This is a genomic window from Mesorhizobium sp. Pch-S (assembly GCF_004136315.1).
In the GTDB taxonomy this organism is placed as follows: Bacteria; Pseudomonadota; Alphaproteobacteria; order Rhizobiales; family Rhizobiaceae; genus Mesorhizobium.
This window is the reverse complement of sequence record NZ_CP029562.1, coordinates 1,127,132-1,141,279: the sequence shown is the minus strand read 5'-3', so window position 1 is coordinate 1,141,279 and position 14,148 is coordinate 1,127,132. Positions and strand designations below refer to the sequence as shown.

Below are 14,148 nucleotides of genomic sequence, written 5' to 3'. Positions count from 1 at the left end.
GAGTAGGCAGTCGGCAGTCGGGTTTTTGATCGTCGCAGTGAGCGTCGGCCCGAGCAACGACCTGCGCTGCTCTTCCCGACTGCCGACTGCCTACTCCCGACTGCCTATCTCCTCACACATTGAGCAGCAGATACTCCCGCTCCCACGGGCTGATCACTTCCATGAAGGTCTCGAATTCCGCACGCTTGATCGCTGCATAGGTGGCGGCGAAGGTGCGGCCGAGCATGGCGGCCAGTTCCTCGTCACCCTCGAACAGGTCGACGGCCTCGAGCAGGCCGCGCGGCAGGTCGATCTCATCCTCGTTGGCCGTGGTCAGCACCGGCGGCTCGGCCTGCAGCTTGTTGTTGATGCCGATCAGGCCACAGGCCAGCGATGCGGCGAGCGCCAGATAGGGGTTGGCGTCCGACGACGGGATGCGGTTTTCCACGCGCCGCGCGTTCGGGTCCGAACGCGGCACGCGGAAGGCGGTGGTGCGGTTGTCGTAACCCCATTTATTGTTGACCGGAGCCGACGCTGCCTGGGTGAGGCGGCGATAGGAGTTCACATAGGGCGCGAACATCACCAGCGCGTTCGGCACATGCTTCTGCATGCCGCCGATGAAATGGAAGAAGGCTTCCGTCTCGGTGCCGTCTTCCGCCGAGAAGATGTTCCTGCCGGTCTTCTTGTCGACGATCGACTGGTGGATATGCATGGCCGAACCCGGCTGGCCCTGGATCGGCTTGGCCATGAAGGTGGCATAGACATCGTGCTTCAGCGCTGCTTCCCGCAAGGTCCGCTTGAACAGGAAGACCTGGTCGGCCAGTTCGATCGGGTCGCCATGGCGCAGGTTGATCTCGAGCTGACCCGCGCCTTCCTCATGGATCAGCGTGTCGATCTCGAGGCCCTGCGCTTCGGAGAAATGATAGATGTCGTCGATCAGCTCGTCATATTCGTTGACGCCGGCGATGGAGTAACCTGAGCCACCGGCGATCGGCCGGCCCGAACGGCCGACCGGCGGGGTCAGCGGATAGTCCGGGTCCGGGTTCTTGCGCACCAGGTAGAACTCGATCTCGGGCGCGACGACGGGCCTCAGGCCATGGCGATCATAGGCGGCGACCACGCGCTTCAGCACGTTGCGCGGCGTGAATTCGACGGCACGGCCGTCCTGATGGACGAGGTCGCAGATGACGGCAGCGGTCGGGTCTTCTTCCCATGGCACGGCGGTCAGCGTCGAAAGGTCGGGCACCAGCTTCAGGTCGCCATCGTCTTCCGGATATTCGAAGCCGTTGCCGTCTTCCGGATACTGGCCGGAAATCGTCATCATGAACGGTGCGGAAGGCAGCGCCAGCGAGGTGTTGGAAGTGAATTTGGACGACGGCATCATCTTGCCGCGGGCGACGCCGGCCTGGTCGGGTGTGATGCATTCGATGTCCTCGATGCCGCGCGATTCCAGCCAGACGCTCGCCTCCTTGAAGCTCTTCACTCCCCTGAGATTTTTCAGAAACGCAGGCGCGCGGGTTCGTGTCCCCCGGCTCGACGGACGGACTTCCTTCTTGGCAGACGGCATCAATCACCAGATTGTGGTTGCAGATTACCGAGTATAGCCGGGCCCCCGGAAGGAAGAAAAGGGGGGCTCATGCCGGTTTTTGCTGGCCCATGCGTTCCAAAAGGCTGGTTTTGAGCCATTTTTAGCCCGATGCACCCCTTGTGCGCCGGGTTTCGATCGGGTGCATGCCGCTAGAGCGTTTCCGTTTTTTCACGGAGATGCGGAAACGCTCTAACTTCTGTTTTCGCCGCATTTTGTAGCGCCAGGTGATTCCACTTGACTGCAAAATGCGCTGTCGCAAAACCACTGCACACATGGCGCGACATGCTTTAAATCAGCGTCATGACCAGCCTCACCACCATTGGTTTCGATGCCGACGACACGCTGTGGCAGAACGAGCAGTTCTTCCGGCTGACGGAGCGTCATTTCGCCGAACTGCTTTCCGATCACGTCGACACGGAGCATCTGCTGGAGCGGCTGCTGGAAGCCGAAAGGCGCAACCTCGGCGCCTATGGTTTCGGCATCAAGGGCTTCACGCTGTCGATGATCGAGACGGCGATCGATGTCACTGGCGGCAAGGTGCCGAGCGAAGTCATCGGCAAGATCCTGGCGGCCGGACGCGAGATGCTGAGCCACCCGATCGAGACGCTGCCGCATGTGCATGACACGCTGGAGCTGCTGGCCGGACGCTACCGGCTGGTGCTGATCACCAAGGGCGACCTGTTCGACCAGGAGCGCAAGCTCGCCCAGTCCGGTCTTGGCGATTTCTTCCAGGCTGTCGAGATCGTATCCGACAAGTCGCGCCCGACCTATGAGCGCATCTTTGCCCGTCACGGCGATGGTGCCGAGCATGCGATGATGGTCGGCAATTCGCTGAAATCCGATGTCGTTCCGGCAATCGAGGCCGGCAGCTGGGGCGTTTTCGTGCCACATGAGCTGACCTGGGTGATCGAGCATGTCGAAGCGCCGAAGGCCGCGCCGCGCTTCCGCGAAATCGGCCATCTCGGCGAACTGCCGGGACTGCTTGCCGAGATCGGCAAATAGCGGCGCCGGGAGTGCTCCCTTTTTCAAGGAGACGCGGAAGCGCGGAAACGCTCTAACATCTGTTACGCAATTCCGGACGGAAACCGCAGGGCAGCTTTCCTGGAACTGCTTTATCGCGGGGAATGCCTGGCGCTGCTCTTCAGCGTCTCGATGATCTGCTGCAGCCGGTCGGGCGTGATCGGCTTGGCCACCACGAAATCCACCGTGCGCGGCAGCCCGAGGCTCTCCACCGTGCCGGTGCGGTTGGAAAGGAAGACAACGCATGGCGCCGATCGGCCCGCCATTCCGCGGAGCGCCACGACACCTGAGAACACCGCGTCGCAATCGCTGTTTTCCGGTCCGCCGTCCAGCACCACGGCCCCGGGAATGACATCCGTCAATGCCGATGGCGCCGTTTCGGGTGATTCCGCGATCGCCTTCAGTCCGCTCTGCTCGATGATCCTGGAAACGACGATGCGGTTGATCGGCGATCGGCTGACGACCAGCACCTTGCTGAAATCCAGCCTCGGGCCGCCCCTGGCCGGGGTGGATTCGTCAACAACCGTCATATCGTTCTCGTTCATTGCCGGAGAGTGGACGCGCCTTGCGTGTCCAAATTCAATGCTAGGTTGTACCTTGGCCTGAGAATGGGTTGAGCCTCACGTCCATGTCAAGCGTACGGCTGTACTAGCCGGCCTGTTTGCACATCACAATAATATTAGTGGTAACTATGCAACTAAAGTAGCAGGCCGTCGCCTGATGAAAGCATGGGTAAAACAAAAACCGCCACGCGGTGATCCGCGCGGCGGTTTTTTGCTTTTTTGTGGGTAAGTCTTGACTTTTGTCAGCCGTGACTTTGCTGGGTCACGATGACCGGGATCAAAAGATCACCCCAGTTGCCGTCGCCGCCATGATGGCGGGCCGAACGGACCAGTTCGACCGAAACGCCTGCTTCGACGGCCTTCATCACCGACTGGTTGAGGCGGTGCAGATCGTTGGCGACGATGCGGATCACTGCCTGCTGGTCGGCGCTCATGGTGGTGGCCTGTTCCTCGGCTCTTTCCTTGACACGGGTACGCGGTGCCATCGTTGTTCTCCTCGAATGTTCCTTCGCCTTGCGAGGCGATTCCTCTGTTGCCGCCCCGGCGCCTCGGCGCCGGGGATAATCTGCGATCCGGCTTCTACTCGGCGGCCGGGCGGAACTGTTCGTGCTCGGTCGAGTCGTGCATGGCGGTCGTCGACGACTTGCCGCCGGTGATCGCCATCGAGACGGCGTCAAAGTAGCCGGTGCCGACTTCGCGCTGGTGCTTGGTGGCGGTGTAGCCGTTGGCCTCGGCCGCGAATTCCGCTTCCTGCAGCTCCGAATAGGCCGCCATCTGGCGATCCTTGTAGCCGCGTGCCAGTTCGAACATGCCGAAGTTGAGCTGATGGAAACCGGCCAGCGTGATGAACTGGAACTTGTAGCCCATCGCCCCCAGCTCGCGCTGGAACTTGGCGATCGTCGCGTCGTCGAGGTTCTTTTTCCAGTTGAACGACGGCGAGCAGTTGTAGGCCAGCTTCTTGCCCGGATGCGCCTTGTGCACGGCTTCCGCGAACTTCCTCGCCTGGGCGAGGTCCGGCTTGCCGGTCTCCATCCAGATCAGGTCGCAATGCGGCGCATAGGCGATGGCGCGGGCGATGCACGGCTCGATGCCGTTCTTCACCTGGTAGAAGCCTTCCACCGTGCGGCCGGCGTCCTTGTCGACGAAGGGCTGGTCGCGCTCGTCGATGTCGGAGGTCAGCAGCTTGGCTGCCTCGGCGTCGGTGCGGGCAACGATCAGCGTAGGCACGCCCATGACGTCGGCGGCAAGCCGTGCGGCGTTCAGGTTGCGGATGTGTGCCGCAGTCGGGATCAGCACCTTGCCGCCGAGATGGCCGCATTTCTTTTCCGATGCCAGCTGGTCCTCGAAGTGAACGCCCGCGGCGCCGGCTTCGATGAAGGCCTTCATGATCTCGAAGGCATTCAACGGTCCGCCGAAGCCGGCTTCCGCGTCGGCGACGATCGGCGCGAACCAGGTGTCGACCGAAAGGCCCTTGCCTTCCGAGGTCTCGATCTGGTCGGCGCGCTGCAGTGTGCGGTTGATGCGCTTGGCGAGTTCCGGCGCGGCATTGGCCGGATAGAGCGACTGGTCCGGATACATGGCGGAAGCCGTGTTGGCGTCCGCCGCGACCTGCCAGCCGGACAGATAGATCGCCTTCAGTCCGGCGCGGACCATCTGCATGGCCTGGTTGCCGGAGAGCGCGCCGAGCGCGTTGACGAAGTCTTCCTCGTGAATGAGCTTCCACAGGCGGTTCGCGCCCATTTCGGCCAGGCTGTACTTGATCTGCACGGAGCCACGCAGCCGCTTCACATCCTCCGGCGAATAGGGCCGCTCGATGCCGTCGAACCGGCCTTCAGCGGCCGAAGGGACGAGGTTGTAAAAATCGGTCATTGTCTGCTCCGCTTCACAAATTGCGTTTCGTGAAACCGCCAGGCTTTCGTCAGTTGACGGCGATCTCCCTGTGACTTGATTTACATTGCGGTGCGAAATCGACCTAGTGAATTCACGATTTCGGCTGAAAGATAAGGGAAAATCTGTGTTGTGTTTGACAGAGTCACGCTGTAAATTTGTAAATTGTGTAAATATCGATCCGCTGGTTGGGTTGAAAAAATATTTACAGGAGGGTGGCGATGCCGAATTTCTGGAACTTCCTCGCCGGCGCTAGCCTGGGCGCGATAGGGGCAGTCTTTTTGCCCAGTCTTTTCGATACGATTTTTCGCCAGCCACGGTCGGAGGAGCAAAATCGCATCATGGGATTGACCCTGGAGGGTAACGGTTCCCGCATGATGGCTGCGTCGTTTTCCATCGTGTGTATGTTCGCCGGCATGCGGTTGATCCAGACGGTCCGGTTTCCGCAGCGCTGGGACAGTGTTTCGGAAATGGGATGGTGTGTGTTGATTGCCGCAGCTATCGGTTCTGCTCTTTTTGTTCGCAGGGCGATGGCGTCGAAATTCGTTCTCATGTTGAGCTTGATCGGCCTCACCGCGATGACCGTGGTGACTGCTCAGGGGCGCAATGAAGGAACTCCAGTACATAGCCTCGGCTCCCCGTCAGCTCTGAACTCCCCCGCGACGACCGACTAAGCGCCATGGCTGAGCAGAAGATCTTCGCCGGTCCGCGCATCCGCCGCATCCGCAACCAGAAGGGGCTGACCCAGACGGCGATGGCCGAGGGGCTGGGCATCTCGCCTTCCTATCTCAACCTGATCGAGCGCAACCAGCGCCCGCTGACGGTCCAGCTCATTCTCAAGCTTGCTTCCGTCTACAAGGTCGAGCCGGACGAACTGCAGGGGGAGGCGCGCGGGTCGATCTCGGCCTTGCGCGAGGTCTTCACCGATCCGCTGCTGGCCGGCGAACTGCCGGGCGACCAGGAGCTGGTCGAGATCGCCGAGGCTGCCCCCAATGCAGCGGCGGCCGTCATCAAGCTGTTCCGCGCCTATCGCGAACAGGCCGAGCGGCTGTCGGACCTTACCGAACTGCTTGCCCGCGAAGGCCACACCACGGCGCTTTCCGGTGCACGCCTGCCGATCGACGAGGTGCATGAGGTTTTCGAGCGCCGGCCCAATCATTTCCCGGCGCTCGAGGAAGAAGCCGAGGCGTTCACGACTTTGCTCAATTCGGGGCTCAACCCCGGCGACGACCTGTTCGGCGCCCTGAAGGAATGGCTGCGGCGCGAACACGGCATCGTCGTCAAGGTGTTGCCTGTCGCGACGATGCCCAACTGGCGGCGCCGCTATGATCGTCATTCGCAGCGCCTGTTCCTGTCTGAGCGCCTGTCGCCTTTCGACCAGCTGCGCGAGGTGGCGATGGAAGCGAGCCTGATCCGCATGCAGGTGGCGGTGGCGGCTGAGATCGCGGCACTCAAACTGTCGTCCGACGAGGCGAGGCGGCTCGCCCGTTTCGAGCTCGGCCGCTATGCAGCGCATGCGCTGATGATGCCGTACCAGGCCTTTCTCTCCGCCGCCCAGCGTGCCCGCTACGACGTCGATGTGCTGCGGTCGCGCTTCAGCGTCTCCTTCGAGCAGGCCGCCAACCGGCTGACCATGCTGCAGCGCGCCGGCGCTTCCGGCGTGCCGTTCTTCATGCTTGAGGTCGACAATGCCGGCAACCGCTTCCGCCGCGGCGGCGCGCAGGGTTTTCCGCACAGCCGTTTCGGCGGCGGCTGCCCGAAACTGCCGGTGCATGCCGCCTTCACCCAGCCAGGCCAGATCTTCGTCGAGGCGGTCGAGATGCCGGACGGCGCAGAGTTCCTCACTGTCGCGCGCACGCTGGAGGGACCACAGGGCGCTTTTTCGGAACGGCCGCGCCGCACCGCTATCCTGCTTGGCTGCGACATCGCCTTCCGCGACGAGATCGTCTACGGCGCTGCGCTTCCCGCGCTGGCGCTTGGCGGCAAGAGCGGCGCGGTCAAGGCAACGCCAGTCGGTCCCGCCTGCCGCCTGTGCGAGCGCTCCGGCTGCCTGTCGCGCGCCGAGCCACCGGTCACACGCCCGCTGGGTCTCGATGAGATGGTCACTGGCCTAAGCGCTTTCGATTTTCAGTAGGAGAGCACCGTGTGCTCGCGCAGGTCATGGAGACGTTGGGTCTCATCCTGCTGCCACCGCTTGTTTGGATCTGGCGCGAGGCCCGCCGTGCGGCCTGAGAAACATGGCAATGTCGTAATTACACAAGTGTCCGCCGCAATACCTCAGACGGTACGGTTCAAAGCGAGCCACCTCTCTAGTCAGGGAGTAGCGTTGGGAGTGTACGGATGAAAGGGACGCGGTCAAAATTGCCACCCCTGAACGCAATCCGTGCGTTCGATGCGATCGCTCGGCAGGAAAGCATGTCGAAGGCCGCGCTCGAACTGGGGATATCGCCTCCATCGGTAACCCATCACCTTCAGACGCTTGAAGAGTTCCTGGGCACCAAGCTCATCGCTCGAACAACGAACTCGATTACACTGACGCCGCAGGGGCGCATGTATTCTGATGCAATTCGGCCAGGCTTCGACATCCTTATCAATGCCACCGATAGTTTGATGCGGCACGAAGTGTCCGGGCCACTGCGCATCACATGCGTTCCGACACTCGCAATCTCCTGGCTCGCGGAGCAGTTGGCCGCACTCGAGCTCCGCTTCCCGGGGCTTCATATTCAATGTGATTTTTCGCCTGTACCGCTGAGTTTCGATCGCAACACGGTAGACTTCGCGATCCGCTACGGCGGCGGGGACTACGTGGATGCGGATTCCGAGTTGCTTTTCACGGACAAGATCGCCCCGGTATGTACGCCCGAAACGGCTCGTCTTATCGAGAATGTGGATGATTATCTGAAACTCACCCGGTTGCCCTCACCGGAATCGACGCCGGAAGGTCGTTCGACATGGTACTATTGGGCGAAATCCTTCTACAGCGAAGAGTATGCCCGAAAATTCGAGATCTCACTCGGACATGCGGTGAAAGGTTCGAGATTTACGGTCGAAGTGCTCAAGGTGAGCCAATGCGTTGCCATGATGGACTATGTCACCGTCGGCGAAGAGGTTCGACGCGGCAATCTGGTGAGCCCGTTTAACCAGTGGGTCGATGCGCCTTATGGCTACTACCTCCTGACCCCTAAGAGACGCTCCCAAAGAGAAGCGACAAAACAGCTCAGAGCCCTGCTGAAGCGCACCGTGAACCAGATCATGCGGCCCTGAACGCGTTGACCGCGCTGCCATGCGATCAGGCGCCTGATGGAGGCCGCGGCCGCGACTGCGTTTCCTTGTCGACCTGGTTCAGGCGAGTGCTTCCGCCAGATCTGCCGGCCTGTGATGCAAAATCTCGGATACACTCGTTGTATCCATCAGGACGTCTGCGAAATCATCGTCGATATTCGTGAGGCTTATATTGCGTGCGACGAGCCACTCGTCGTTGTAGATGCTGTCCAGGTACTTGGTTCCGCTATCGCAGGCCAAGGTAACGATCTTCGAGCCGCGCGGTGCATCTCGCGCAATCCGGAGTGCTTCAAAGACGGCACCGCCGGTGGACCCGCCAACGAGGAGGCCGTGCTTTCGTGCGAGGTAACGGCAGACCGAGAACGCGGCTCCGTCACTGACCTTCCGGCCATGGTCGATCACGTCATAGTCTATGACCAGGCCAACATCGGCTCCGGCAGGGGTACCAGTGCCGGATTGATGGTAGACATGGCCCGAGCCCCCGAAGACAATGCTGCCGGCAGGCTCGACACCAATTACCCGCAAGGCAGGAAGTGCACGGCGCAGCGCCCGGGCTGTCCCGCAGAGGGAACCGCCTGTGCCGATGGCGGAAACGAAATGGGTGATGCTCGGTCCGATATCCGTGAGAAGTTCGGCAGCCAGGCTTTCGTATCCTTCGCTGTTGGCCGGGTTGTTATGTTGTTCCGTCCAATGGACGCCTTCCTTGAGGGACATCTCCCTGGCCATGCTGTCACGCATGCCGGTGGCCAGCGTTCCGTCAGGATTTCCCACAACGATGACCGCGCCCCCAAGGGCCCGCACTGTGTTGATCTTGTCCGAGCTGGCATGATGATCCATCAATGCGGTGAACTTCATGCCCATCACCGCGGAGATCATCGAAAGCCCGCTTGCCGTGTTTCCCGAGGAGGATTCCACGACCTCAGGAGGGGCTCCGTATTCGCCATGCGGCAGGTTCCGTATCATGCTCAGAGCCATCCGGTCCTTCATGGAGCCGGTCGGATTGAACATCTCCAGCTTGATGAAAAGACTGACTTCGCCACCCCTCAATGCGATGTGGAGAACAGGTGTGTTGCCGATTGTTTCCAGAATATTCTCGACGATCATCGTTCACTCCTCCCTCGATCCCTGTTCGTCCAGGTGGAACGCCCAACCGGTGCTTTTGCGTACGGCGGCAAGTTTTCTTGGCAGGGGAATCTGATGGAAGGCGCTTTCGTTGGAATCCATCTGGTATCCGGCCGTATTCACGAAGACCACGAGATCACCCGCCGAGATACCGTTGGATGGCCGGATGCTGCGTTTTCGGATGACGTCGGATTCCAGGCAGCTTCTCCCGACCAGATATGTGTGCAGATCGGCCGTCCTGGGTGCCCGGTTACCGACATTGATGATGATGGGTTCGGGGACGAAATCACTTCCAAACCATGTTTCCGACAAGGAGAATGACATGCCGTCGAGCACGGCGATCTGGCTGTTCTCGTCCAGCGCTTTCAGTTCGGTCACGCGAAAGGCGGTGACGCCACATTGGTCGAGCAGTGAACGTCCAGGTTGCAGCAGGATCGGGATGTTCCCGGCCTCGAGAAAGGCAAGGTCGGTGGGATCGGCCAGCGCCGTCGCGATCACGGCCGCCGCATGAAAGGGGCCGTAGGTCTCGGCAGCATAGGGGTAGGTTCCGGAAGCGCATCTGCCCGACCAGAGAGGACCGTTGTTGTAGGTATCTCGATCGAAGCCTGCGAGGTAGCGCATCGGGAAGCCGCCACCAATGTCTATGCCGCAGCACCGAAACCCCGCGGCATGACTGCGGCGAGCCAGTTGCAGACAGCGGCCCAGTTCCCTGACACGGGAGGACATCTCGTAGTCGTTGAGGTGGAAGGAGTAGCCAATCTGGTCGACACCAGCCGCTTTCAGCAGGTTCAGGCACTCCTCGATCTGGTCAGGTGACATTCCGAAGCGGGATCTGGCTTCTGATCCAGGCCGCAGCCTCAGAAACAATCGTGCCGGATCGCCGGCCCATCCGGCAATGTCCAGGAGCCGTCGAAGCTCTTCGATGCAGTCTACATGAATGGGGATCCGGTGCTTCAGGCAAAGCGCCATTTCATGGTTTGTTTTTGCCGGCCCGGTCATGGCCATATCATGTGCAGAAACCATGTTGACGAAGGCCGACACGATCTCTTGCGCTGATGAAACGTCGGCACCGGCACCGGCCTTCGCAAATGCCTGCAGAAGCGCCGATGACTTGCAGGACTTGAGGGCGAACTGGATTTTGCATGACCCGTAAGCCCTTCCGAGCAGGTCTTCCCATTGCCGATAATTCTCGCGGGCCTGGGCAGGAAACACCACATGCAATGGAGATCCGAAGCCGGATACCCAGTCCGACAATGAAGTCCTTTCTGAAAGGAGCTCTTGAATCGGGCTGCTGAGGAGAGGGGCTGTCCGGGTGTCCATGCTCACCGCAGCCTCTTACATCAAGGCGTCTAGAGCGATCACACAGGCTGGAATCTGGGGCTCCAGGCGATGACGCGTGGACTTGAACCCGAGAAGCTTTCCGGACAGTCCGGCCTCATAGATCTTCTTCGTGTCGAATGAGGCCTCATCTTCCCACGAGGTGACGGAGAGCCTCGGATCCTCATAGGATAGCTGAATGCAGGGCACCTTGCGGAGCGACAGGTGACGCGCGCAATGCAGCCGATGGTGGCCATCCATGACAAGTGAGTGTTTGAGCTCTACCAGAAGCGGGCGTGTCCAGACGGAGCCGCGGGAGATGACCTTTGAGAGCGACATCGCCCGATCAAGGTTGATCTCCTCGGTGGGTCTGAGCTCATCGAGCTGTATCATGACTATGTTGTATTCCGGCAAGGCGGTGGATGCCGAGGTCATGGCAATTGTTCCCCATGTAGCAGGCAATGATCAGGATTGGACTCTGGTGTCTTGAGCATCCGTCGAAGGCAAAATGGCCTTCAATGCTCCGTTCATGCGCAATTCTGGAGTTCGCTGCGAACCCCGGCGGAATTGCTCTAGCCGATTGAAGGGGCGGGGGTTCGGTGGCGAAAATCCTCGATCCACTCCATCAATGAGTGTTTACGGGCCGCGTACTCCGGGCATTCGGACATCAGGATTGCGTGGCATTCCGGAAAGGAACGCGTCGATACCGCCGGAAAGAGATGGTGGAACAGATGATAGGAGTCGTTTCGCGGAAAGAGCAGCCATTGCACGAATGCATTCTGGACCACGTAGTTTCGGGCCTTGTCGATGTCGTCCTCGTTCTGCAGGAGCCCTGCGTGATCCATGATGTCGGTGGCGTAGCCTATGGCGGGCAAGACGACGCAAAGCGGTACAATCCAGAACGCAACGACAGCGATGGCAAGGGGATTGAGGACGACGAGGCCGCCGACCGCAGCAAGAAGAAAACCGACATAGAGCAACCGTCCGGCTCTCCAGGGCAGGCTCTCGTCGTTCCCGAGAAACGTGCGGCCTGTATAAGCCAGGATTGTCTCGGGAACGAAAAAGCGGCGCAGATAGTGGATCCAGCGGGACGACGTGAGTGGTTCATGGAAATTGAACTTCGCGGTTTCCGCGAATTCCCGGTCCCGCTCATAGTCGCCCGTATACTGGTGATGGGTGATGTGGTCTCGGCGATAGTTGCTGAAGGAATAGAGAAGCAGGATCGAAAGGAGGCGGCCGATCGCCTCGTTCCAGGTCCGCTCGCTGACGAATCCGCCGTGGCTGCACTCGTGGATGATATTGCCGAAGCATCTCAGGCGCATGCCGATCATCGCGATCGCGATCGGATAGAATGCAACGAAGGCCAGCAGAGAGTGCTGCAGGATCAGGATGGACGCCAGCACGCAGGATGTGATCGCAGTCACTTCCAGAAGAAGGGTGAGTATTGCTTCGGACCGTGTATTTTTCCTCGAAATGTACATAAATTTTTTGATAAATCTTGCACGAACATCGCTTCCATTAAGTGACATTCTTTGTCCCCTCAAGTTGAGCAGAAAAGTGCGAGCATCGATGCAGACGATACTGCACTATCGAAGTAGACGTCTGCGATTCAATAAATTCATATGGACTTCGAATTTATCGTGGCTGCCTTTCAACAGAAGGTAAGAAACAATGACGGCAATTCACCTTCGACAAAAATTCCTGAGGAAAGCCGTAAATGGTTTGGTCACATAGGTTTCTGGCCTTAACCTTGTCGGTTGTCTTTGGTTTGGGCTGGGTTTTCGGAAAAGCGGCGCTCGATCATTTTCCGCCAATACTCATGGCCGCGTTTCGGTTCGCGTGTGCGGGCGTCGTCATGCTTCCGTTCTGTCAATGGAAGGATCTTAAACTCAAGAATATTATTGTTCTATCGATCTTATCAATAAGTATTCCATACAGTCTTTCCAATTATAGCCTGAGTCAGTTGGATGTCTCCATTACTGTGATGTTGGCTCAGATGGAGGCTCCCATATTGATCGTCATGTCGGCGCTCTTCCTGCGGGAGATCCCCAGCCGGACAATCATTATCGGGGTGATCGTCTCCTTCGTCGGCGTGATCTTCGTAGCCGGGAGGCCAGTTGTGTCCGGTGGTTTCTTCCCTGTCATTCTGGCGGTCGTCAGCATGGTGATCTGGTCGACCGGGCAGTTGATGATCCGCAGGCTCAGCCTGACCGCCAGCTTCAGTTTGCTCGGCGCCTTGTCGCTCCTGGCAGCGCCGCAGCTCGTCATTCTCTCTTTTGTTTTTGAGGAGCAGCAGATGCAGTCGATCTGGACCGCGTCGGCGACCAATTGGCTGCAGGTCATCTATCTCGGGATCGTCATGACGGCAGGGGGGATCGGCACTTGGTACTTCCTGATCTCTCGCCATGCGATCAATCTCGTGGCCCCCTATCTCCTTTTGGTGCCGGCCGTGTCGATCGCCGGAGGGGCAGCCTTTCTGGGGGAGACGCCATCGATTGAAACGATCGTCGGGGGAAGCCTGATCATAGTGGGCGTAACGATCGCCTCTTTTTTCCCCAGCAGAAACGCCACAGTAGCTGCAACCCGGTTGGAGAAAGCAGATGAATATTGCTGAAACGCAAATTTTGAAGATGGAGGATAGCAAGTTCCAGCTGGATATTATGTCCATGCTTGAGAAGCGCGATGTGCCTCAAGAGGAAATCCTGGAGATATTGCACTTGGCAGCCGGCGATGGCGCTCTGCTGCGCCGTCTGGCGATCCGCAAGAAGTTCGGTGAACCAAATGCCTATCTTCGAGGCTGGGCAAAAATGCTGGGGCGCAAATTCAAGATCGATCGGCGCAGTTACATCCCTGATGCCTACACTGAAGAGCTGATCGAGCGCGTGATGGCAGAGGCGCCGAAGGAGGGGTCCCTGCTGGAAGTCGGCACAGGTTGCGGCTGGATCTCCATTTCGCTGAAGTGCTCACGGCCCGACCTTGTCATTTCCGCATGTGATATCGACCCCAACGCGCTGGCGCTTGCACGCGAAAATGCCCTGACGCATCAGGCCGAGATCGATTTCCAGGAAAGCTACTTCGTGGACGACGTGCGGATGCAGGAGCCCGACGTGATCATTGCGAACATCCCATATGGTGGTGACGCGGACTACACCCGGCGCGAGCTGGAAGAGCGTCCTCAGATGCCACCCATTTCGATCTGCGATCCCGATGGCCCCGTGGTGACCCTGATCGATTTCATCGACTCGGTACGACGCCGGAACTGGCAGAGCCGGATCTACGTGGAGACGGGTTATCTCAGCCGCGCACGGCTGGATCCGATGATCGAGGGTTGCCGGCATTTCGAGCACTACCGGAACGGCGAATTCGGATACCTTGTCATCGATCCCTGAG

General features: G+C 59.5%; 14 protein-coding genes. 6 read left to right on the top strand and 8 right to left on the bottom strand.

Annotated elements, in window-relative coordinates:
* Window positions 1-112: 112 nt before the first annotated feature.
* Window positions 113-1,546, bottom strand: a complete 1,434-nt coding sequence (locus C1M53_RS05285; protein WP_129411284.1) for a glutamine synthetase family protein — start codon at window positions 1,544-1,546, stop codon at window positions 113-115.
* 321 nt (window positions 1,547-1,867) lie between these two features.
* On the opposite strand from C1M53_RS05285, the gene C1M53_RS05280 reads away from it, so the two are divergent.
* Complete coding sequence (locus C1M53_RS05280; protein ID WP_129411283.1) at window positions 1,868-2,569, top strand: HAD family hydrolase; 702 nt, start codon at window positions 1,868-1,870, stop codon at window positions 2,567-2,569.
* 110 nt (window positions 2,570-2,679) lie between these two features.
* Here the strand turns inward: C1M53_RS05280 and C1M53_RS05275 are convergent, their stop codons facing one another.
* The 3 genes from C1M53_RS05275 to aceA form a co-directional block, all read right to left on the bottom strand.
* Window positions 2,680-3,117, bottom strand: a complete 438-nt coding sequence (locus C1M53_RS05275; protein WP_129411282.1) for a response regulator — start codon at window positions 3,115-3,117, stop codon at window positions 2,680-2,682.
* Window positions 3,118-3,392: 275 nt separating this feature from the next.
* Window positions 3,393-3,635 carry a hypothetical protein gene (locus C1M53_RS05270; RefSeq protein WP_024926069.1) on the bottom strand — a complete coding sequence of 81 codons (243 nt, stop codon included), beginning with the start codon at window positions 3,633-3,635 and terminating at the stop codon, window positions 3,393-3,395.
* 94 nt (window positions 3,636-3,729) lie between these two features.
* Window positions 3,730-5,019: an isocitrate lyase gene (aceA, locus tag C1M53_RS05265; protein ID WP_129411281.1), complete on the bottom strand. Its 1,290-nt coding sequence runs from the start codon at window positions 5,017-5,019 to the stop codon at window positions 3,730-3,732.
* A gap of 239 nt (window positions 5,020-5,258) precedes the next feature.
* Between aceA and C1M53_RS05260 the strand changes: the two genes are divergently transcribed.
* From C1M53_RS05260 to C1M53_RS05250, 3 genes are all read left to right on the top strand, one after another.
* Window positions 5,259-5,711 (top strand): hypothetical protein, encoded by a 453-nt coding sequence (locus C1M53_RS05260; protein WP_129411280.1) that lies wholly within the window; start codon window positions 5,259-5,261, stop codon window positions 5,709-5,711.
* A gap of 5 nt (window positions 5,712-5,716) precedes the next feature.
* Complete coding sequence (locus C1M53_RS05255) at window positions 5,717-7,171, top strand: helix-turn-helix domain-containing protein (RefSeq protein WP_129411279.1); 1,455 nt, start codon at window positions 5,717-5,719, stop codon at window positions 7,169-7,171.
* Window positions 7,172-7,377: 206 nt separating this feature from the next.
* On the top strand, window positions 7,378-8,301 hold the full coding sequence (locus tag C1M53_RS05250) for a LysR family transcriptional regulator (RefSeq protein WP_129411278.1): 924 nt from the start codon (window positions 7,378-7,380) through the stop codon (window positions 8,299-8,301).
* 78 nt (window positions 8,302-8,379) lie between these two features.
* Here the strand turns inward: C1M53_RS05250 and C1M53_RS05245 are convergent, their stop codons facing one another.
* The 4 genes from C1M53_RS05245 to C1M53_RS05230 all read right to left on the bottom strand — a co-directional run bounded on the left by C1M53_RS05245 (window position 8,380) and on the right by C1M53_RS05230 (window position 12,287).
* The gene (locus C1M53_RS05245; RefSeq protein ID WP_129411277.1) at window positions 8,380-9,423 is read right to left on the bottom strand and encodes a cysteine synthase family protein; all 1,044 of its coding nucleotides are present in this window, start codon (window positions 9,421-9,423) and stop codon (window positions 8,380-8,382) included.
* A gap of 3 nt (window positions 9,424-9,426) precedes the next feature.
* Window positions 9,427-10,761 (bottom strand): alanine racemase, encoded by a 1,335-nt coding sequence (locus C1M53_RS05240; protein ID WP_245488569.1) that lies wholly within the window; start codon window positions 10,759-10,761, stop codon window positions 9,427-9,429.
* Window positions 10,762-10,776: 15 nt separating this feature from the next.
* Window positions 10,777-11,193 (bottom strand): ParB N-terminal domain-containing protein, encoded by a 417-nt coding sequence (locus C1M53_RS05235; RefSeq protein ID WP_129411275.1) that lies wholly within the window; start codon window positions 11,191-11,193, stop codon window positions 10,777-10,779.
* A gap of 137 nt (window positions 11,194-11,330) precedes the next feature.
* Window positions 11,331-12,287, bottom strand: a complete 957-nt coding sequence (locus C1M53_RS05230) for a fatty acid desaturase (protein ID WP_129411274.1) — start codon at window positions 12,285-12,287, stop codon at window positions 11,331-11,333.
* Window positions 12,288-12,475: 188 nt separating this feature from the next.
* Between C1M53_RS05230 and C1M53_RS05225 the strand changes: the two genes are divergently transcribed.
* Both C1M53_RS05225 and C1M53_RS05220 read left to right on the top strand, forming a co-directional pair.
* Window positions 12,476-13,372, top strand: a complete 897-nt coding sequence (locus C1M53_RS05225) for a DMT family transporter (protein WP_129411273.1) — start codon at window positions 12,476-12,478, stop codon at window positions 13,370-13,372.
* A complete protein-coding gene (locus tag C1M53_RS05220) occupies window positions 13,359-14,147 on the top strand; it encodes a methyltransferase (RefSeq protein WP_129411272.1) in 789 nt (262 codons plus the stop codon). The genes C1M53_RS05225 and C1M53_RS05220 overlap by 14 nt, the downstream gene beginning before the upstream one ends.
* Window position 14,148 lies beyond the last annotated feature (1 nt).